Below are 19,643 nucleotides of genomic sequence, written 5' to 3' on the forward strand. Positions count from 1 at the left end.
ATCGACCTTCACGTTCTCCACGCTGATGCCGTGGTCGGCGAGGTGGTGCGACGCGTTTTCAAATTCTTCCGACGACGCGAGCAGCGCCTTCGACGGAATGCAACCCACGTTCAGGCAGGTGCCGCCGAGCTTCAGCGCGCCGGCCGGGTTCTTCCATTTTTCGATACATGCGACGCTCTTGCCGAGTTGCGCTGCGCGGATTGCGGCGATGTAGCCGCCAGGGCCGGCGCCGATCACGACGACGTCAAATTCTTTGGACATGACAATCCTTTTGATGACGGAGCGACGCGCGGCCACGCTTCGTGGCGGGCGCCGCTCCAGTACTGCGGAATGCTAGAGACGCGCTGCTTGCTTGATGCTTGCCTGATGCTTATATGGCGCCGGCTTGCGCGAAGACAAGCCGGCGCCGGCCGAACCGGCGCTTACAGGTCGAGCAGCAGACGCGCCGGGTCTTCCAGCGCGTCCTTCATCGCGACCAGCGACAGCACGGCTTCGCGACCGTCGATGATCCGGTGGTCGTACGACAGCGCCAGATAGTTCATCGGACGGATCACGATCTGGCCGTTTTCGACCACAGCGCGTTCCTTGGTGGCGTGCACGCCCAGAATCGCGGATTGCGGCGGGTTGATGATCGGGGTCGACAGCATCGAGCCGAACACACCACCGTTCGAGATCGAGAACGTACCGCCCGTCATTTCTTCGATCGACAGCTTGCCGTCCTTGGCCTTCTGGCCGAATTCAGCAATCTTCTTCTCGATTTCAGCGAGGCTCAGCTGATCTGCGTTACGCAGGATCGGCACCACCAGGCCACGCGGCGAACCGACCGCGATACCGATGTCGAAGTAACCGTGATAGACGATGTCGTTACCGTCGATCGACGCATACACCAGCGGGAACTTCTTTAGCGCGTGAACCGCCGCCTTTACGAAGAACGACATGAAGCCCAGCTTCACGCCATGTTCCTTTTCAAACTTGTCTTTGTACTTGTTGCGCAGATCCATCACCGGCGCCATGTTCACTTCGTTGAACGTGGTGAGGATGGCGTTGGTTTGCTGCGACTCCAGCAGACGCTCGGCGATACGCGCGCGCAGACGCGACATCGGCACGCGTTGTTCCGGCCGGTCCTTCAGCCATTGGTCGGCCGATGCCGGCGCCTTGACGTCCGGCAGCGACGGCTTGGCAGCCTTCGGTGCGGCGGCCGGTGCCGGTGCAGCCTTGGCAGCCGGTGCGCCCACCGTCAGCACGTCGCCCTTGGTGATGCGGCCGTCGCGGCCCGTGCCCGACACATCGCCTGCACCCAGACCCTTCTCGGCCATCAGCTTGCCGGCAGCCGGCGAAGCGGCGGTGTTCGCACCCGTTGCGGATGCGGCTTGAGCAGCCGGCGCCGGCGCGGCGGCGGGTGCCGGTGCGGCAACCGGTGCCGGCTTCACTTCGGCTTCGACAGCAGCGGCGCCAGCCTTGCCTTCGGTGTCGATCTTGGCGATCACCTGATCGGCGACGACGGTGTCGCCGTCGTTCGCGATCACTTGTGCGAGCACGCCGGCGGAGGGTGCCGGCACTTCGAGCACGACCTTGTCGGTCTCGATTTCGATGAGAATTTCGTCTTGAGCAACAGCCTCGCCGGGCTTCTTCTTCCACTGCAGCATCGTGGCTTCCGAGACCGACTCGGAAAGCTGGGGAACCTTGACTTCAACAATAGCCATTATGAATATCCTGAATACGTATCGGGTGACGGCGCGATCTAGGTACTCGACGACCGCCTGCGAACCATAACTGCCGCGTACAAATCATCAACGGGTGAGCGAGCGCGGCACGGGAAAGCGCAGCGCGCTTTCCCGGTTCGTCTGTTTTCCTTATTTAGCGATCGACGCGCTCTTGAGGCGGCCGAAAGCGCCTTCGATCAGCGCCTTCTGCTGCTCGTAGTGCTTCGCGTAGTAACCCACTGCCGGCGAAGCCGAAGCCGGACGTCCGCTGTATGCCAGCTTCTGCCCTTCCTTCATGCCTTCCTTCAGGTGATGCTCGATGTAGAACCACGGGCCTTGATTCTGCGGCTCGTCCTGCACCCACACCACTTCGGTCGCGTTGTCGTACTTCTTCATTTCCGCTTCGAACTGCTTGTGCGCGAACGGATAGAGCTGTTCGATACGGATGATCGCGACGTCGTTCGACTTCGATTCACGGCGATGCGCCAGCAGGTCGTAGTACACGCGGCCCGAGCAGGCCACCACGCGCTTGACCTTCTTCGGCTCGATCGCTTCGTCGATTTCGCCGAGGATCGGCTGGAACGCGCCCTTTGCCAGTTCGGACAGATCCGACACGGCTTCCTTGTGGCGCAGCAGCGACTTCGGCGTAGCGACGATCAGCGGCTTCCTGAACAGGCGGATCATCTGGCGGCGCAACAGGTGGAAAATCTGCGCCGGGGTGGTCGGCTGAACGACCTGCATGTTGTGGTCCGCGCACAGTTGCAGGAAACGCTCGATACGTGCCGACGAGTGCTCCGGACCTTGGCCTTCGTAGCCGTGCGGCAGCAGCATCGTGAGGCCCGACACGCGGCCCCACTTCACTTCGCCCGACGAGATGAACTGGTCGATCACGACTTGCGCGCCGTTCACGAAGTCGCCGAACTGCGCTTCCCACGCGACGAACGTGTTCGGTTCAGCGGTCGAGTAACCGTATTCGAAGCCCAGCACCGCTTCTTCCGACAGCACCGAGTCGATCACCGTGAACTTCGCCTGACCGTCGGCGATGTTCTGCAGCGGCACATACGTGCCGTCGTTCCAGCGTTCGCGATTCTGATCGTGCAGCACCGCGTGACGGTGCGTGAACGTGCCGCGGCCCGAGTCCTGACCGGTCAGGCGCACCGCATAACCGGATGCGACCAGCGACGCGAACGCCAGATGCTCGCCCATACCCCAGTCGAGCTTCGCTTCACCGCGGCCCATTGCGCGACGGTCGTTGATGACGCGCTCGACCAGCGGGTGAACCTTGAAGTTTTCCGGAATCGTGGTGACGCGCTCGGCGAGGCGCTTCAATTCAGCCAGCGGCACGGCCGTGTCGGCTGCGTCGGTCCACTTGCGGTTCAGGAACGGCACCCAATCCACCGCGTACTTGCTCTTGTAGTTCGAGAGCACCGGGTCGACCGTGTGATGGCCTTCGTCCATTGCCTTGCGGTAAGCCTTGACGAATTCGTCGGCTTCTTCCGCGGTGATCACGCCCTGTTGCACCAGCTTTTCAGCGTACAGCGCGCGCGTGCCCGGATGCTTCGCAATCGTCTTGTACATCAGCGGCTGGGTGACGGCCGGCGTGTCCTGTTCGTTGTGGCCCAGCTTGCGGAAGCAGACGATGTCGACCACCACATCTTTGTGGAACTGCATCCGGAAGTCGATCGCCAGCTGCGTAGCCAGCACCACGGCTTCAGGATCGTCACCGTTCACGTGCAGCACCGGCGCCTCGATCATCTTGACGACGTCCGAGCAGTACAACGTGGAGCGCGAGTCGCGCGGATCCGACGTCGTGAAGCCGATCTGGTTGTTGATGACGATGTGCAGCGTGCCGTGCGTGCCGTAACCACGCGTTTGCGCGAGGTTCAGCGTTTCCATCACGACGCCCTGGCCCGCGAATGCCGCGTCGCCGTGGATCTGCACCGGCAGCACTTGCAGGCCGCTGTCGTCGCCGCGACGATCCATACGCGCCTTCGCCGAGCCTTCGACCACCGGGTTGACGATTTCGAGGTGCGACGGGTTGAACGCGAGCGACAGGTGAACCGGGCCGCCTTCGGTCGAGACGTCCGACGAGAAACCCTTGTGGTACTTCACGTCGCCGGCCGGCAGGTCGTCAACGTGCTTGCCTTCGAATTCGGCAAACAGGTCAGCCGGCATCTTGCCCAGCGTATTGACCAGCACGTTCAGACGGCCACGGTGGGCCATGCCGATGACGATTTCCTGCACGCCGTTGGCGCCGCCATGACGCACGACTTCGTCCATCGACGCGATGAAGCTTTCGCCGCCTTCGAGCGAGAAGCGTTTCTGGCCGACGTACTTGGTGTGCAGGAAGCGCTCGAGGCCTTCGGAGGCCGTCAGGCGATTCAGGATGTGCTTCTTCTTTTCGTTGGAGAAGTTCGGCGTCGAACGGATCGACTCGAGCCTCTCTTTCCACCAGCGCTTCTGTTCCGGATCGCTGATGTACATGTACTCGGCGCCGATCGTGCCGCAGTACGTGTCACGCAGGGCCTTGACGATCTCACGCAGCGACGCGCGCTCGAATCCGAAATACAGATTCGTGGCGCTGAACTCCTGGTCCATGTCGGCTTCGGTGAAGTCGTAGAACGCGGGTTCAAGTTCGGGGATAGCGGGACGTTCGCGGCGCTTCAAGGGATCGAGATTGGCCCATTGCGAGCCGAGGAAGCGATATGCGCCGATGAGGGACTGCACATAGACCTGCTTGCGGGAGGTAGCGAGGTCTTCGCCGCCGGCCGCCGTGCGCGGGATGAAGGCATTTGCCTTGGCCCGTTGTGCAAACGATTCGACGATCGGGCCATGGGCCACGTCGTTGGCATTGCTGCCATCCGATGCAGGGACGTTCTGCAACGCGTCGAAATAGCTGCGCCAGTTCTCGGGCACTGACGCCGGATTGTCGAGATACGCTTCGTACATTTCTTCTACGTACGGAGCATTGCCGCCGAACAGATAAGAGTTCGACTGGAATTGCTTCATCATTTTTACGCTCACCTTTCTTCGAGTTTCTCGAGAAATAGCGGGTTACAGAACCTTCCGCGACACGGCCTGACCGTTTAGCGGATTGCGCGAATCAAGTCTTGCTTGGAAGGACCTAAAACTTTGCACCCGGGGAGCATATCACAGAACGGATAGCCCAGATAGCAGACGGAATGCCGCTCGAGCCTTTTACGACGGGCTTTCGGGCGAGTTTGCAGGACCCGCAACAGACTTCTGCGAAAAACGGGGACAAGCACCGCAACCCGGCAGCCAACCGCGGGCAACGACATCCAACTCGAACGGGGCGCCAGAAATGAAGAAAGCCACCCGAAGGTGGCTTTCGCATGACAGCGTGCCGCTTACCCAGGATCCGGGCCGGCGCTGGTTTAGTCCACAGCGCCCTTACGGCTCGCGCTGCGGCGCTCATGTTCCTTCAGGTAACGCTTGCGCAGACGAATGGACTGCGGCGTGACTTCGACCAGTTCGTCGTCGTCGATGAATTCGACCGCGTATTCCAGCGACATCTGGATCGGCGGCACGAGGCGCACGGCTTCGTCCGTACCCGACGAACGCACGTTGGTCAGCTGCTTACCCTTGATCGGGTTCACGACCAGGTCGTTGTCACGGCTGTGAATGCCGATGATCATGCCTTCGTACAGCGGCTCGCCCGGCGATACGAACATACGGCCGCGATCCTGCAGCTTCCACAGTGCGTACGCGACTGCCGCGCCGTCGTCCTGCGAAATCAGCACGCCGTTGCGACGCTCGCCCACCGCGCCTTCCTTGACCGGCTGGTAAGAGTCGAACGTGTGGCTCATCAGGCCCGTGCCGCGTGTGAGCGTCAGGAATTCCGACTGGAAGCCGATCAGGCCGCGCGCCGAAATACGATACTCGAGACGCGTACGGCCACGGCCGTCCGACGCCATGTCGAGCATTTCGCCCTTACGGCGGCCCAACTCTTCCATCACGCCGCCCTGATGGCCGTCTTCCATGTCGACCGTCAGATTTTCGTACGGCTCGTGCTTCACGCCGTCAACTTCCGTCATCACCACGCGCGGGCGCGACACGGCCAGCTCGTAGCCTTCGCGACGCATGTTTTCCACCAGAATGGTCAGGTGCAGTTCACCGCGGCCCGCCACTTCGAACGTGGTTTCGTCGCCGGTTTCCTTCACGCGCAACGCGACGTTGTGGTTCAGTTCCTTCATCAGGCGGTCACGAATCTGACGGCTCGTGACGAACTTGCCTTCGCGGCCGGCCAGCGGCGACGAGTTGACGAGGAAGTTCATTGTCAGCGTGGGTTCGTCGACGGTGATCATGGGCAGCGCTTCCGGCTGTTCCGGTGCGCAGATGGTCACGCCGATACCGATTTCTTCGATACCGTTGATCAGCACGATGTCGCCGGCTTCAGCCGAGTCGACCTGCACGCGCTCCAGGCCCTTGAACGACAGCACCTGGTTGATCTTGCGGTTCAGGATCGCGCCATCGGGGCCCGAGCGCACGGCGACCGACATGCCCGGCCTGATCGTGCCACGCGTGATACGGCCCACGCCGATACGGCCGACATACGACGAATAATCCAGCGACGTGATCTGCAGTTGCAGCGGCGCGCTCGGATCGGCCGGACGGACCGGCACGTGTTCGAGCACAGCCTCGAACAGCGGGCGCATGTCGCCTTCGCGCAGGTCCGGGCTCAGGCCGGCGTAACCGTTCAGGCCCGAGGCGTAAACGATCGGGAAGTCGAGTTGTTCGTCGGTTGCGCCCAGCTTGTCGAACAGGTCGAATGTCTGGTTGATCACCCAGTCGATCCGCGCGCCCGGGCGGTCCACCTTGTTGATCACGACGATCGGCTTCAGACCGAGCGCCAGCGCCTTTTTGGTCACGAAGCGCGTTTGCGGCATCGGGCCTTCGACGGCGTCGACCAGCAGCAGCACCGAGTCGACCATCGACAGCACCCGCTCCACTTCACCGCCGAAGTCGGCGTGGCCCGGGGTGTCGACGATGTTGATGTGGGTGCCTTCGTACTCGACCGCGCAGTTTTTCGAAAGAATCGTGATGCCACGTTCCTTTTCGATGTCGTTCGAGTCCATCACGCGCTCGACAACCGCCTGGTTGTCGCGGAAGGTGGCGGTCTGGCGGAGGAGCTGGTCGACGAGCGTGGTCTTGCCGTGGTCGACGTGAGCAATGATGGCGATGTTGCGTAGGGCGCGAGTCATAGGAACCTGGAGACAGTTGAGTGCGCCAGCAGCAGCATTGTGTACGAGCCAACAAAGCCCAAAGCGCACTTTTGGGAACCCAATATTGTAGCACGCCCAAATGAAGCTATCTGGTATTCCCTGATAGACCCACCGTCTTCCCGCCATGATACGTAGGAAAAAAGCTCTCCGCACGTCAGCAATCACCTACGCAAAATCGCTCGGATTGTTCCGTGAGCGGGAAAAGTTCCTTGCCTAAGCTGCAATAACACTAGCCCTGTCAATCACCCGTTGACTATAATCCTGCCTAGTCAACCATTGCATTCGCACGAGAATCATGACGGAGCCGTCCCAAACACCCGACCCGGCAATCAGCCAGTACCAGCTGGGCGAAAGCGTCGGCTATCTGATTTCGCGGGTGAAATCGACCCTGTCCAATCTCGTGACCCAGCGCAGCATGGCTGAACTGGGGATCACCAGCCAGCAAGGCAGCATCCTGTTCATGGTGGCAAGCGGCAAGTGTCTGCTAGCGGCCGAATTGGCGCGTGAATACGGCATCGACGCAAGCGCTGTCACGCGTCTGGTGGACCGGCTGGAGAAACGCGGCCTGTTGACAAGGGTGCGCAGCAACGAAGACCGGCGGGTCGTGCGGCTCGCGCTGACACCGGAAGGCCATGCGATCGCGGCCAAAATGCCGGCCATTTTCAACGGCGTGCTCGACAACCTGCTGGGGGGTTTTACCCCCGAAGAAGTGGGTTTTCTGAAGAGCATGCTGCGCCGCGTACTCGTCAATTCGGGCGAACAAACGGGACTAACCCGTGATGCAGCAAGCAATTTTGACAACAAACTCTAATAAATTGCTTGCAGTGTCCATCATTACATTCCACTCAAAGAGTCGAGCGATGAAATCCCTTTCCCTGTCCGCGCCCGCGCTTTCAAGCCGGGCCGCTGTCGCCGCCGCGGTGACGGCGCTCGCCCTCACGGGGTGCGCGAACTACTTCGGCATGAAGAGCGACAAGCAGATCTCGTCGCCGGCTCAGTACGAGTCCACCCAAAGCCTGTCCGGCCAGGGCGGCCAATGGCCGTCGCTCGACTGGGCCAATCAGTTCGGCGACCCGCAACTGCCCAAGCTGATTGCCGAGGCGCTGGAAGGCAGTCCGTCGATCGCACAGGCGCAGGCGCGCCTCGCCAAAGCGTCGTCCTACATCGAAAGTTCGCGCTCGGCGCTGTATCCAAAGGTCAACGGCAGCTATTCATGGACCCGCGAGATCTTCTCGGCGAACTCGATTTACCCACCACCCTTCGGCGGTACCTGGTATAGCGAAAACAACGTGCTCGCGAGCGCGTCGTGGGATCTGGATCTGTGGGGCAAGAACCGCCAGCGCCTGGGCCAGGCCGTCTCGCAGGAAAAGGCCGCTGAGGCCGATGTGCAGCAAGCGCGCGTGACGCTCGCCGCTTCCGTGGCAAGCACCTATAACCAGCTCGCCCAGCTGTACGCATTCCGCGATATCGCCGCGCGCGAAATCGCCAATCGTCAGGACATTGGCCGCATCACCAACGGCCGGGTGACCGCCGGCCTCGACACCAATGTCGAACGGCAAACCGCGAACGGCAACATCGCGACCAGCCAGTCGAACCTGACCGATCTCGACGGCCAGATCACCGTGGTGCGCTATCAGCTGGGCGCGCTGCTCGGCAAGGGTCCGGATCGCGGCCTGCAGATCGCCCAGCCGGTTCTGACCACCGGCAACACAGTAGCGCTGCCGAACAACCTGCCGGCTGACCTCGTGGCACGCCGCGCGGACATCGTTGCCGCACGCTGGCAGGTCGAAGCCGCGATGCACGACGTCAAGGAAGCGAAGGCCGAATTCTTCCCGGACATCAACCTCGCCGCCGGCTTCGGTTTCGACGCGTTCGGCTGGGGCCGTTTCCTGACGTCGGCTAGCCGTCAAATCCAGTTCGGGCCGGCGATTCACCTGCCGATCTTCGACGCCGGCGCGCTGCGCTCGCAGTTGAAGGGCCGCTACGCGGACTTCGACCTCGATGTGGCGAACTACAACCAGACGCTGATCAACGCCCTCTCGGATGTCGCGACGCAAGTGTCGTCGATCAGATCGATCGACCAGCAATCGGGCGACGCCCAGCGCGCGCTCGACGCGTCGACCAAGGCCTATCAGCTGGCAGTGATCCGCTACAAGGCCGGTTTGTCGCCGCAGTTGCAGGTGCTGACCGCCGACCAGAACCGCCTTGCCGCCGAACAGACGGTAACGAGCCTGAAGATGCGCCGCCGCGACATGCAGATCGGCCTCATCAAGGCGCTCGGCGGCGGTTTCGACGCAACGCAGACCGGCCTCGTGGTGCCGACCGATGCCCCGGCTTCGGCCGCCGCGGCATCGGCCACCGCCGCTGCAAACTGAAGTCACCTCGACGCGACCACACTCGCACGAACATCCGAATAAACGACGACGCTTGAGAGAACCCGGAGCACATCAATGAGCACCAGCCAACAGCCCGCGGCTACTACACAGCCGACTCAGCCGGCCCCGCAGCCGACGCAACCGGCACAACCGCCGGCGAACAACGGCAAACGCAAGCGCATGATGACGCTGCTCGTCATCGTGATCCTGATCGCCGCGGTCGCCTACGGTCTCTACTACTTCCTCGACGCACGCTTCCATGAAGACACCGACGACGCGTACGTGAACGGCAATGTCGTCCAGATCACGCCGCAAGTCACCGGCACGGTGATCGCCGTGAACGCGGACGACACGCAAACCGTGAAGGCCGGCGACCCGCTCGTCGTGCTCGATCCGGCCGACGCACGCGTCGCGCTCGAACAAGCCGAAGCGAATCTCGCGCAGACGGTGCGCCAGGTGCGCGGCCTGTTCGCCGACGACAACCAGTATCAGGCGCAAGTCGCCCTGCGTCAGTCCGATCTGTCGCGCGCACAGGACGACCTGAAGCGCCGCCTCACGGTCGCGCAAACCGGCGCTGTGTCCGCGGAAGAAATCTCGCACGCCCGTGACGCCGTGAAGAGCGCGCAAGCCTCGGTCGACGCCGCCCAGCAACAACTGGCGTCGAACCGCGCGCTGACCGCCAACACCACGATCGCGAATCACCCGAACGTGCAGGCCGCCGCCGCGAAGGTCCGCGACGCGTACCTGAACAACGCGCGTAACAACCTGCCGGCGCCGGTCACGGGCTATGTCGCGAAGCGCTCGGTGCAGGTCGGCCAGCGTGTTTCGCCGGGCACCCCGCTGATGGCGATCGTGCCGCTGGGCGGCGTGTGGGTCGACGCGAACTTCAAGGAAGTGCAGCTGAAACACATGCGCATCGGCCAACCGGTCGAGTTGACGGCCGACGTGTACGGTTCATCGGTGGTGTACCACGGCAAGGTGGTCGGCTTCTCGGCGGGTACGGGTTCGGCGTTCTCGCTGCTGCCCGCGCAAAACGCCACCGGCAACTGGATCAAGGTGGTGCAGCGTCTGCCCGTACGGATCGCGCTCGACCCGAAGGAACTTGAACAGCATCCGCTGCGCATCGGCCTGTCGATGCAGGCCGACGTCACCATCAAGGACGACAACGGCGGCCAGCTCGGCCAGGCGCCGAACACGGTCTACCAGACCAACGTGTTCGACAAGTACGGCGACCAGGCCGACGCTGAAATCGCTCGCATCATTTCGGAAAACGCCGGCCCGAACGGCGGCTCGCAGAAGTCAACCCAGGCCGGCGGCGGCGCTGCCAAGCCGGCTGCAAAGTTGATGTAAGCGGCGTGACGATTCACAGAAGGTTTTTTTAATGTCCCAGGCTCAGGCGCAAGTCCCTCATCCGCCGCTCGAGGGCGCGCAACTGGTGATCGGCACGATCGCGGTGTCGCTCGCCGTGTTCATGAACGTGCTCGACACGTCGATTGCCAACGTGTCGATCCCCTCCATTTCGGGCGACCTCGGTGTGTCAGCCGACCAGGGCACGTGGGTGATCACATCGTTCGCGGTGGCGAACGCGATCTCCGTACCGCTGACCGGCTGGCTCACCGAGCGTATCGGCCAGGTGCGCCTGTTCATGGCGTCGATCATTCTGTTCGTGATCTCGTCGTGGATGTGCGGCCTCGCGCCCACGCTGCCGTTCCTGCTTGCCTCGCGCGTGCTGCAAGGCGCCGTGGCCGGCCCGATGATCCCGCTGTCGCAAACGCTGCTGCTCGCGAGCTATCCACGCGCCAAGGCGCCAATGGCTTTATCGATGTGGGCAATGACCACGCTGATCGCGCCGGTGGCGGGCCCGATTCTCGGCGGCTGGATCTCGGACAACATCTCGTGGCCGTGGATTTTCTACGTCAACATTCCGGTCGGCGCGATCGCCGCCGTGGCAACGTGGACGATCTTCCGCAACCGCGATTCGGTCATCCGGAAGGCACCGATCGACGGCGTCGGTCTCGGCCTGCTGATCCTCTGGGTCGGCTCGTTGCAGGTGATGCTCGACAAGGGTAAGGATCTCGACTGGTTTTCGTCGAGCACCATCGTCGTGCTGGCGCTGGTCGCGGTGATTTCGCTCGCGTTTTTTATCGTGTGGGAATTGACGGCCGAGCATCCGGTGGTGGATCTGTCGCTCTTCAGCCGGCGCAACTTTACGAGCGGCACGATTGCGTTGTCGATCGGCTATGGGCTCTACTTCGGCAACCTCGTGCTGTTGCCCTTGTGGCTGCAAACCGATATCGGCTACACCGCCACCGAAGCGGGGCTCGTGATGGCGCCAGTCGGCTTGTTCGCGGTGCTGCTGTCGCCGATCACCGGCAAGGTATTGCCGCGTACCGACCCGCGCTATATCGCGACCTTGTCGTTCCTCATATTCGCGTTGTGCTTCTGGATGCGCTCGCGTTATACGACCGGCGTCGATACTTATTCGCTGCTGGTACCCACGTTGATTCAAGGGATCGGCATGGCCGGGTTCTTCATCCCGCTGGTGTCGATCACGTTGTCGGGATTGCCGGGCAACCGGATTCCGGCTGCCTCGGGCTTGTCGAATTTCGTGCGGATCATGTGCGGTGGTATTGGCACGTCGATTTTCCAGACCGCGTGGGATCACCGCACCATCATGCATCATGCGCAACTGGCCGAACATGCGAGCGCGTACAACCCGGTTTTCGATCAGTCGATCCGCCAGATGGGCGCGGCAGGCTACAGTCAACCGCAGGCCTATGGTCTGTTCAATACCATGGCGACGCAGCAGGCCGCGCAGTTGGGCGTGAACGATCTGTTTTTCGTATCGGCAGGGATCTTTGTCGCGCTGATCGCGCTGATCTGGATGGCAAAGCCGGAACGCGCTGGTGGCGATGCGGGTGCGGCAGCTGCGGCGGCGCATTGAGGATCTAGCGTCCGTCTGCGCGGCGGGCTGTAGGTAGATGGAAAAAAGGCGGGACCGCTGTTGAGCGGTCCCGCCTTTTTTTGTTGCGGCTGCGGAGATTTCGGCTTGGCTTGGCTTGGCTTGGCTTGGCTTACCGCAGCACAAGTGTCGACGCTCGCCCCGGCTCGCGGCCCCAGCGATTCAGATATCGCCCGTCGCGAACCACGATGCCGTTTCCTGAGCCGCGCTCGGTGACGCGACGACGCAGAAATTCCGCCTTAGCTCGCGGCTGTAACCACGAGCCGTTCCGGCGCCAACACGCCCTCACCTTGCTTCGCGACGCCAAGCAGACGCCCGTCCGCTGCATACACGCGCACGCGCGGCGCATTCACCGCATCGCCGGCGATGGTCAACTCGGAAAGCTTCAGACGCTGACCGTGCAGGAAGCGCCGGGTCGCGTCTTCATCCAGTGTGACGAGCGGAAACGTGGACAGCAACGCATCGACCGGTTGCAGCCACGTATCGCGCTCGCTTTCCGTCGCATCGGACAACGCGTCGAGCGTCACTGAATTCTCCAGCGTCAGCGCGCCGACGCCAGTACGCCGCAGCGCCACCAGATGCGCGCCACAACCCAGCGCTTCGCCAATATCCTCGGCGAGCGTGCGCACGTAGGTACCTTTGCTGCACGTCACGCGAAACGTCACGTCGGGCAATGCATAGGCAAGTAAGTCGAGCGCGTGAATCGTCACCTGACGCCCTTCCCGCTCGACGGTCTGGCCGGCGCGCGCGTATTCGTACAGCGGCTTGCCGTCGCGTTTGAGCGCCGAATACATCGGCGGGACCTGAACGATGTCGCCGAGAAATGCCTGCATGGCCGCCTGAACTGCCGCCTGATCGCACGTTACGTCGCGGGTGTCGATCGCTTCACCTTCGGCGTCGCCGGTGGTCGTACGGATACCGAGGCGCATGGTCGCCTCATAGGTCTTGTCGGCTTCGAGCAGATCTTGTGAAAACTTGGTGGCTTCGCCGAAACACAGCGGCAAAAGACCGGTAGCGAGGGGATCGAGCGTGCCGGTGTGGCCCGCCTTTTTCGCCAGATAGAGACGCTTCGCGCGAATCAGCGCGTCGTTGCTCGACAGGCCGAGCGGCTTATCGAGCAGCAGCACGCCGTCGAGCGCGCGACGCGGCACGCGGGGACGTTGAGGTGCGGTCATGTCAGAAAGACAGAGTCTTCGAAGGGTACGGAAACAACGCTAAACGCGTGGTAACTGGGCAACCGGGCAATTGCGACTGAGACATCGCGGCGAGGAACGCCGATCGCGGCGCGCGCTCAGTCTTCTTTCGCGCGATTGGCGTTCGCCTCGTCGATCAGACGGGACATTTCAACGGCGCGTTCGATCGTTTGGTCGTAATGGAAATGCAGCGTCGGCACGGTATGGATGTGCAGTCGCTTGAACAGCTGATTGTGCAGATGGCCGGCCGCGTGCTGGAGCGCTTCGAGCGTCTGTTGCGGGTCGCCGGTCAGCGTCGTGAAGTAGACCTTCGCGTGCGCGTAGTCGGGCGTCAGTTCGACGCTTTGAATCGTGACGAGGCCGATGCGCGGATCCTTGACCTCGCGCAGCAGCTCGGACAGGTCGCGCTGGATCTGATCGGCGATCTGCACGTTGCGATTGGGAGAAGAACGTTTTTTAGGCATGGTGATTATGTGATCCGTTCAGACGGATGCAAAAAAGTGGTTCGCGCGACAGCCGCTGCGCTTGCCATGTGAGTGGCGCGTGAGCAGCGCGCGCGGGCGGCATGCGGGCATGCATGCAAGCGGCCCGATGGCAAGGCTAAACCGCCGCGCGGGCGCCATGCGCGATAAATGCAACAGCGGCAACAACGCGCACTGGCCCAAAAACAACGGGCGGAGCGGGCGTTAAAGCCCGCTCCGCCCGTTTTGCCGTGCCGCGTGAATTACAGCGAACGCGCGACTTCGGTCACCTCGAAGACTTCGAACTGATCGCCTTCGACGATATCGTTGAAGTTCTTGATCGACATACCGCACTCGAAGCCCTGACGGACTTCCTTGACGTCGTCCTTGAAGCGCTTGAGCGAATCGAGTTCGCCCGTGAAGATGACAACGTTGTTGCGCAGCACACGCACCGACGACGAGCGCTTGACGAAACCGTCCGTGACCATACAACCGGCCACCGCGCCGATCTTCGGTACCTTGAAGACCTGACGCACTTCGACCGTACCCGTCACGACTTCGCGCTTCTCCGGTGCCAGCATGCCCGACATCGCGGCCTTCACTTCATCCACTGCGTCATAGATGATGTTGTAGTAGCGAATATCGACGCCGTTGCTTTCCGCCAGCTTGCGAGCCTGTGCATCCGCGCGGGTGTTGAAGCCGATGATGACCGCCTTCGAAGCCGTAGCCAGGTTGACGTCCGACTCGCTGATGCCACCCACGGCGCCGTGCACGATTTGCACGCGGACTTCGTCGGTCGACAGCTTGAGCAGCGACTGCACCAGCGCTTCCTGCGAACCTTGCACGTCGGCCTTGACGATGAGCGGCATGTAGGCCACTTCGCCTTCGCCCATCTGTTCCAGCATGTTCTCGAGCTTCGCGGCCTGTTGCTTGGCCAGCTTGACGTCGCGGAACTTGCCTTGGCGGAACAGCGCAACTTCACGCGCCTTGCGGTCGTCCGGCATGACGATGACTTCTTCGCCTGCTTGCGGCACTTCCGACAGACCTTGAATCTCAACCGGGATCGACGGGCCTGCCGACTTGGTCGGCTTGCCGGTTTCGTCGAGCATGGCTCGCACGCGACCGTAAGCGCTGCCGGCCAGCACCACGTCGCCGCGGTTCAGCGTACCCGACTGGACCAGGATCGTTGCAACCGGACCCTTACCCTTGTCAAGCTTCGCTTCAATGACAAGACCCTTGGCCGGCGCTTCGACCGGTGCCTTCAACTCCAGCACTTCGGCTTGCAGCAGCACGTTTTCCAGCAGCTCGTCGATACCCGCGCCGGTCTTGGCCGACACCGACACGAACGGCGAATCGCCACCGTATTCTTCCGGCACGACGCCTTCCGCGACGAGTTCCTGCTTCACGCGGTCCGGATTCGCATCCGGCTTGTCGATCTTGTTGATCGCGACGACGAGCGGCACGCCGCCGGCCTTCGCGTGGGCGATTGCTTCCTTCGTCTGCGGCATCACGCCATCGTCGGCTGCGACCACCAGAATCACGATGTCGGTTGCCTTCGCACCGCGAGCACGCATGGCCGTAAATGCTTCGTGACCCGGCGTATCGAGGAACGTGATGACGCCGCGCGGCGTTTCGACGTGATAGGCGCCGATGTGCTGCGTGATCCCGCCCGCTTCACCCGCTGCCACCTTGGCGCGGCGGATGTAGTCGAGCAGCGACGTCTTGCCGTGGTCGACGTGACCCATGACCGTGACGACCGGCGGACGCGGCAGTGCTTCTGCGTCCGTGATTTCGCCTTCGACCAGCATGGCTTCCGGATCGTCCAGCTTGGCCGCAACCGCGTGGTGGCCCAGTTCCTCGACGATGATCATCGCCGTTTCCTGGTCCAGCATCTGGTTGATCGTGACCATCTGGCCGAGCTTCATCATCGACTTGATGACTTCCGAGGCCTTCACCGCCATCTTGTGCGCCAGATCGGCGACCGTGATGGTTTCCGGCACGTGCACTTCACGCACGATCGGTTCGGTCGGTGCCTGGAACGTGGTGTTCTGATCCTGATGCTTGCCGCGCCCCTTCGGGCCGCCGCGCCAGCCGCGATCGACACCGCCGCTCGTATCGCCACGCGTCTTGATGCCGCGGCGCTTCGCTGCGTCGTCCTGCCAGCCGCCCTTGCCACCGCCCGGCTTCTTCTTGTCGCCCGCCGACGGTGCGGTCGTTGCAGCCGGAGCCGCGGCAGCCGGCTTCTTGGCGGCCGGTCGTGCCGGTGCTTCACCCGCCGGACGCGCCGGCTTGTGCAGCGTGCCCTTCGCTTCCGCGGCCTTGGCCGGCTCGACGGGCTTCGGTGCCGGTTCCGGCGCCTTGACCTGCGCCTTGCGCGGCGTGTTCATCATTTCGCGAATCGCACGCGCTTCGGCTTCTGCCGCTGCACGGCGCTTGCTGATTTCTTCCTGCTCGGCGCGCGTTTTCTCGGCGGCTTGACGCGCTGCGTCTTCCGCTTTTTTCGCCGCTTCGCGTTGTGCCGCACGTTCTGCCGCAGCGCGCTCGTCGTCCTGCTCGCTTTCCTTGGCAACCACCGGCTCCGCAGCCTTGGCCGCTACCGGTTCAGCCTTCGCAGCTGCCGGTTGGGCAGCCTGCGCCGGCTTCGCAGCCTGAGCCTGCTCGCGAGCAGCCGCTTCAGCCGCCGCCCGCTTCTTCGCCGCTTCTTCTTCCGCGCGACGGCGCTCGGCTTCAGCAGCCTGCTCGCGCGCCTGACGTTCGGCTTCTTCGCGTTCGAGCTGCTCTTGACGCGCCTTCAACTCCTGAGCCTGCTTTTCGAGCAGCTCGGCTTCGTGCCGCGCTTCTTCTTCACGGCGCTGGAGTTCGAGATCGTCGACGTCGGCCTCGGCCACATGATTCGATGCATCGCCGCCTTCAGCAGCGGATTCGTCACGGCGGACGAAAGTGCGCTTCTTGCGCACCTCGACCTGAATGGTGCGAGCTTTGCCCGTCGCGTCGGATTGCTTGATCTCCGACGTATGCCGTTTCGTCAGCGTGATCTTGCGCTTGTCCGCATCAGTCGAGCCGTGAGACTTGCGCAAGTGGTCGAGCAGACGTGCCTTGTCCGTTTCGGACAAGCTGTCGTCTTCGCTCGCTTTAGTGACGCCTGCTGCCTGAAGCTGCTCAAGGAGCACGCCTGCAGGCATTTTCAGTTCCGCGGCAAATTGGGCTACGTTGTTACTCGCCATTCATTCCTCTTAATGCAAGGACCGATTCCTTGCGGTTAGCATCTTGTCATGCGGCCTAACGGCCGCGGTCAATTTAGTGCGCCATGGTCATTTCTCACTGGAACCAGTGTTCACGTGCTTTCATGATCAACGCCTTAGCGGCATCCTCTTCCATTCCGGTCATCTCGACCAGTTCATCCACAGCCAGCTCGGCGAGTTCGTCGCGCGTCTGGATCTGATGTTCGGCAAGCTTGGCGAGCAGGTCGGCATCCATGCCGTCCAGGCTCTTCAGGTCGAGTGCAACATTTTCGACCTTTTCTTCATTCGCGATCGCCTGCGTCAACAACGCATCGCGCGAGCGATTACGCAGTTCGTGAACGGTGTCTTCGTCGAATGCTTCGATCTCGAGCATCTCGTTGAGCGGCACATAGGCGATCTCTTCGAGACTCGTAAAACCTTCGTCGATCAGGATGTCGGCCACTTCTTCGTCGACATCGAGACGCGCCATGAACAGGTCACGCAGTACGCCGCGCTCCTGATTCTGCTTTTGCGCAGATTCGTCCGGCGTCATGATGTTGATCTGCCAGCCGGTGAGTTCGCTGGCGAGACGCACGTTCTGGCCGCTGCGGCCGATCGCGACCGCCAGTTCGTTTTCGTCTACGACGACGTCCATCGAATGTTTTTCTTCATCGACGACGATCGACTGGACGGCTGCCGGCGCGAGCGCGCCGATCACAAACTGTGCGGGATCCTCCGACCATAGCACGATGTCGACGTTTTCGCCACCGAGCTCGTTACGCACCGCCTGGACGCGCGAACCGCGGATACCGACGCAGGTGCCGATCGGATCGATGCGCTTGTCATAAGCGATCACGCCGATCTTGGCGCGCACGCCCGGATCGCGCGCAGCCGCCTTGATTTCCAGCAAGCCCTGTTCGATTTCCGGCACTTCCATTTCGAACAGCTTCATCAGGAATTCGGGCGCCGTACGCGACAGCTCGATCTGCGGACCGCGCGCGGTGCGATCGACCTTCGCGATATAGGCGCGCACGCGGTCGCCCACGCGCAGGTTTTCCTTCGGAATCAACTGGTCGCGGCGCAGCAGCGCTTCGACACGGCCGGTTTCGACGATGAAGTTGCCCTTATCGAGGCGCTTCACCGAGCCGGTCATGATGTGCTCGCCGCGCTCGAGGAAGTCGTTCAGGATCTGTTCGCGTTCCGCGTCGCGCACCTTCTGCAGGATGACCTGCTTGGCAGCCTGCGCGCCGATCCGGCCGAATTCGATCGACGGCACCGGTTCTTCGATGAACTCGTCGAGCTGGATTTCCGGCTTCTGTTCGCGTGCTTCGAACAGCAGGATTTCCTGATCCGGCTCCTGCAGGCCGGCTTCGTCCGGCACCACTTTCCAGCGGCGAAACGTTTCGTGCTCGCCGCTTTCACGGTCGATCTGGACGCGAATGTCCGCGTCTTCTTCGAAGAGTTTCTTGGAGGCCGAAGCGAGGGCCGCCTCGAGCGCGGCAAATACCACGTCTTTATCGACGTTCTTCTCGCGTGCCAGCGCATCCACCAGCATCAACACTTCGCGACTCATTGTTTGCGGCTCCTAAAGTCAACTTTCGGAACGAGGCGTGCCTTATCGATATCCGCGACGGTGAAATCGAGCATCGCGGCGCCTTCCTTCCCTTCAAATTCCAGGCCGATCGTCTCGCCTTGCGGGGCATGCAGGATGCCCCGGTACGATTTCCGTCCGTCCAATGGCTTTTTCAATGTGATAACCACTTCGCTGCCTGCGAAGCGTTCAAAATCCGCCAGTTTTTTCAGCGGGCGGTCGAGACCCGGCGACGACACTTCAAGCCGCTCGTAATCGATATTTTCGACCGTTAGAACGTGCTGGAGCTGACGCGTGACTTTCTCGCAGTCTTCGATCGCGATGCCGGCCGGCTGGTCGATATAAATACACAACATGCCGCGCCCGGTGCGCTCGAGATCGACGAGCTCGTAGCCGAGTCCCACGACCGTGGTTTCAATCAGTTCCGTCAGTTGCACAGTGCCCTCTAAGATGTTCGCGCGGCGAGACCTGCCGGGTTTGTCTGCAAACACCAATGCGGGCCGCGCGCCAAGCCGGCGCACGTTCGTGCTACCCGAGATGCCGAACCACTGAGAACTGAGCGGCAAAAAAAAAATGGGCTAAACGCCCATCATCTTATTACCGGTGGTCGCACCTGAGCCGCACATGAAAAAGCCGCACGCCCAGCGACTTCGCGATTGTAGCCATTTTTCGGGACAAACGCAAACCGCAGAACGCCGCGCGAAGCGCATTTCCGCTTGATTTCATGGGAATCTTCCAACGATATGGCGGCGCTCCGGGCCTTTTGCAAGGCAGCTTACCGCGCCCCGCGTCCGCGCCGGACAAGTGGGGCCGAAAAACGCTGCCCCTACTTACGCGCACGCCGCGGTTTTATGCGTTGCATGAAACTCGCGGCGCTTATCGATCGACTCTGAC

The 19,643-nt window shown here is 62.1% G+C and carries 13 protein-coding genes; 4 read left to right on the plus strand and 9 right to left on the minus strand.

What is annotated here, in order from left to right; all coding sequences use genetic code 11:
- The 4 genes from QOC89_RS20995 to typA all read right to left on the minus strand — a co-directional run.
- Positions 1 to 261: FAD-dependent oxidoreductase (locus QOC89_RS20995; RefSeq protein ID WP_323046775.1), on the minus strand; the 261-nt coding region annotated here is incomplete at its 3' end.
- A 161-nt stretch (positions 262 to 422) separates the two neighbouring features.
- Positions 423 to 1,703: a 2-oxoglutarate dehydrogenase complex dihydrolipoyllysine-residue succinyltransferase gene (gene odhB, locus QOC89_RS21000; protein WP_323046776.1), complete on the minus strand. Its 1,281-nt coding sequence runs from the start codon at positions 1,701 to 1,703 to the stop codon at positions 423 to 425.
- 150 nt (positions 1,704 to 1,853) lie between these two features.
- Entirely contained in the window at positions 1,854 to 4,715 is a 2,862-nt protein-coding gene (locus QOC89_RS21005) for a 2-oxoglutarate dehydrogenase E1 component (RefSeq protein ID WP_323046777.1), read from the minus strand.
- 383 nt (positions 4,716 to 5,098) lie between these two features.
- The gene (typA, locus tag QOC89_RS21010; protein ID WP_323046778.1) at positions 5,099 to 6,925 is read right to left on the minus strand and encodes a translational GTPase TypA; all 1,827 of its coding nucleotides are present in this window, start codon (positions 6,923 to 6,925) and stop codon (positions 5,099 to 5,101) included.
- 316 nt (positions 6,926 to 7,241) lie between these two features.
- On the opposite strand from typA, the gene QOC89_RS21015 reads away from it, so the two are divergent.
- The 4 genes from QOC89_RS21015 to QOC89_RS21030 all read left to right on the plus strand — a co-directional run bounded on the left by QOC89_RS21015 (position 7,242) and on the right by QOC89_RS21030 (position 12,265).
- The gene (locus QOC89_RS21015; RefSeq protein ID WP_323046779.1) at positions 7,242 to 7,757 is read left to right on the plus strand and encodes a MarR family winged helix-turn-helix transcriptional regulator; all 516 of its coding nucleotides are present in this window, start codon (positions 7,242 to 7,244) and stop codon (positions 7,755 to 7,757) included.
- Between the two features lie 49 nt (positions 7,758 to 7,806).
- Positions 7,807 to 9,321: an efflux transporter outer membrane subunit gene (locus QOC89_RS21020; protein ID WP_323046780.1), complete on the plus strand. Its 1,515-nt coding sequence runs from the start codon at positions 7,807 to 7,809 to the stop codon at positions 9,319 to 9,321.
- 75 nt (positions 9,322 to 9,396) lie between these two features.
- Positions 9,397 to 10,671 carry an EmrA/EmrK family multidrug efflux transporter periplasmic adaptor subunit gene (locus QOC89_RS21025; RefSeq protein ID WP_323046781.1) on the plus strand — a complete coding sequence of 425 codons (1,275 nt, stop codon included), beginning with the start codon at positions 9,397 to 9,399 and terminating at the stop codon, positions 10,669 to 10,671.
- Between the two features lie 31 nt (positions 10,672 to 10,702).
- Positions 10,703 to 12,265, plus strand: a complete 1,563-nt coding sequence (locus QOC89_RS21030; protein ID WP_323046782.1) for a DHA2 family efflux MFS transporter permease subunit — start codon at positions 10,703 to 10,705, stop codon at positions 12,263 to 12,265.
- 257 nt (positions 12,266 to 12,522) lie between these two features.
- Here QOC89_RS21030 and truB read toward each other — a convergent pair whose 3' ends face one another.
- The 5 genes from truB to rimP all read right to left on the minus strand — a co-directional run bounded on the left by truB (position 12,523) and on the right by rimP (position 19,186).
- A complete protein-coding gene (gene truB / locus QOC89_RS21035; protein ID WP_323046783.1) occupies positions 12,523 to 13,458 on the minus strand; it encodes a tRNA pseudouridine(55) synthase TruB in 936 nt (311 codons plus the stop codon).
- A 116-nt stretch (positions 13,459 to 13,574) separates the two neighbouring features.
- A complete protein-coding gene (gene rbfA, locus QOC89_RS21040) occupies positions 13,575 to 13,940 on the minus strand; it encodes a 30S ribosome-binding factor RbfA (RefSeq protein WP_028199735.1) in 366 nt (121 codons plus the stop codon).
- A 260-nt stretch (positions 13,941 to 14,200) separates the two neighbouring features.
- Positions 14,201 to 17,161, minus strand: coding sequence for a translation initiation factor IF-2 (gene infB, locus QOC89_RS21045; RefSeq protein ID WP_323046784.1), 2,961 nt, complete (start codon positions 17,159 to 17,161; stop codon positions 14,201 to 14,203).
- 94 nt (positions 17,162 to 17,255) lie between these two features.
- Entirely contained in the window at positions 17,256 to 18,731 is a 1,476-nt protein-coding gene (nusA, locus tag QOC89_RS21050; RefSeq protein ID WP_323046785.1) for a transcription termination factor NusA, read from the minus strand.
- On the minus strand, positions 18,728 to 19,186 hold the full coding sequence (gene rimP / locus QOC89_RS21055) for a ribosome maturation factor RimP (RefSeq protein WP_028199738.1): 459 nt from the start codon (positions 19,184 to 19,186) through the stop codon (positions 18,728 to 18,730). The genes nusA and rimP overlap by 4 nt, the downstream gene beginning before the upstream one ends.
- Between the last annotated feature and the right edge of the window lie 457 nt (positions 19,187 to 19,643).

The organism is Paraburkholderia sp., from assembly GCF_034668105.1.
Taxonomy (GTDB): domain Bacteria; phylum Pseudomonadota; class Gammaproteobacteria; order Burkholderiales; family Burkholderiaceae; genus Paraburkholderia.